The sequence below is a fragment of the Desulfovibrio sp. 1214_IL3152 genome (assembly GCF_036763055.1).
Taxonomy (GTDB): Bacteria; Desulfobacterota; Desulfovibrionia; order Desulfovibrionales; family Desulfovibrionaceae; genus Desulfovibrio.
Genome location: NZ_JBAIYW010000337.1, coordinates 1 through 1,400, shown reverse-complemented (window position 1 = coordinate 1,400; position 1,400 = coordinate 1). Strand labels below are relative to the sequence as shown.

Here is a 1,400-nt window from a genome sequence, read left to right as displayed (position 1 = left end):
TCTTCTGTTCTGTATCCTGGGCTGCCTCCCGTGGGTGCGGTAGGCGATGACCTGCCGGATCTGCGCCAATGGAAAGCCCGGGCCGAAGAAGCCTATGTGCGAAGCGTATGGAGCGCCAGCAACGGCGATGCGCGCAAGGCCGCCGGTATGGCCGGAGTTTCGCGCGGGCACTGGTATGAGCTTATGAAAAAGCACGGGCTGTAGACAGTGTCATCACGAGCGCCTTTTCCGGTATCTCTGCGTCGAACTTCGCCTTTTATTCCGGTCGAGTACCATAAGAGTACACTCCCTGCATAAAAGGCTCGTTCTCCTTGATATACCAAGGAAATTCATCTCGTGACGACACTGTCCAGAGCAATTTCACTTTGAAATTGCTCTGGCGTCTGCGTGAGCAGACGTTCGCTACGGAGGCGTAAGCGCAGTTTATCTGCGCGATTAAACGCCGAAGTGAGCGTGCCTTAAACTTTGAGAATGTATATTCTCAAAGTTAATCTGCTCTAGAGCAATTTCACTTTGAAATTGTTCTGGCGTCTGCGTGAGCAGACGTTCGCTACGGAGGCGTAAGCGCAGTTTATCTGCGCGATTAAACGCCGAAGTGAGCGTGCCTTAAACTTTGAGAATGTATATTCTCAAAGTTAATCTGCTCTAGGATGGGGCGTACGTAAAGCCCCTGAGGAACCGGCGGGCGCGGCGTTGCTGCAAAGGTTCTGTTGCCCCTGCCTTCAGGCATGGCGGGCATGCGCGAAAAATTGCCGAAAGATGGCGGTACACGTCAATATTCCGGGTATGAAAGAAAAGCGGGCGCAGCCGGGCAAGAGTTCTTGCATCGCGGCATAAAAGGCGCTATAGCGAAAAAAACCGGATTATTAAAGGCAATATAACAGCGTATGAACAAGAATTCCATTACCATCAAAGGGTATGTTACGGCGATGCCACGCTCTGTGGATGCGCGGCAGGCCAGGGTGGCCGTGGTTCAGGACGATGTGGAATACCGCATCGTGCCGCGCGGCGCTGGCGTGGATCTGGATGATGCAGTGAGTCTTCCCGTGGAGGTTTCCGGGCTGCTCGAAGAGGCGGACGGCGTGAGCTATCTTGTTGTTCGCGGCTATACGGTGCTTGAAGACGACTCCTGGCTTGAGGAGTAGGGTCTCACCGTTCCCGCCCGGCCCTGCCGGAATGCTTCCGGCAGTCGGTTCCGCTTTTGACGCATGTTTTTTCATGGCGGCATCTGCTGCCTGTTCCCTGCTTTTGCAGTACGGCTGCGCGGCGGGCGGCTAGAGCAGTTAACGAATGAAATGAGTTAACTGCTCTGCAAGGATTTTCTTGAAAATCCTTGCCACGAAATGCGAGAAGGCAGGCTTTTGCCTGCCGTAAGCGAGCATTTCAAGTGTTAAATGCTC

The 1,400-nt window shown here is 53.8% G+C and carries 2 protein-coding genes and 1 pseudogene; all 3 read left to right on the top strand.

Annotation, left to right across the window (positions count from 1 at the left end):
* A pseudogene (locus tag V6C07_RS07315) lies at positions 1-204 on the top strand (sigma-54-dependent transcriptional regulator); the annotation flags it as partial.
* Between the two features lie 533 nt (positions 205-737).
* Entirely contained in the window at positions 738-881 is a 144-nt protein-coding gene (locus V6C07_RS07310) for a hypothetical protein (RefSeq protein WP_333535704.1), read from the top strand.
* A gap of 6 nt (positions 882-887) precedes the next feature.
* A complete protein-coding gene (locus tag V6C07_RS07305; RefSeq protein WP_333535703.1) occupies positions 888-1,145 on the top strand; it encodes a hypothetical protein in 258 nt (85 codons plus the stop codon).
* Positions 1,146-1,400 lie beyond the last annotated feature (255 nt).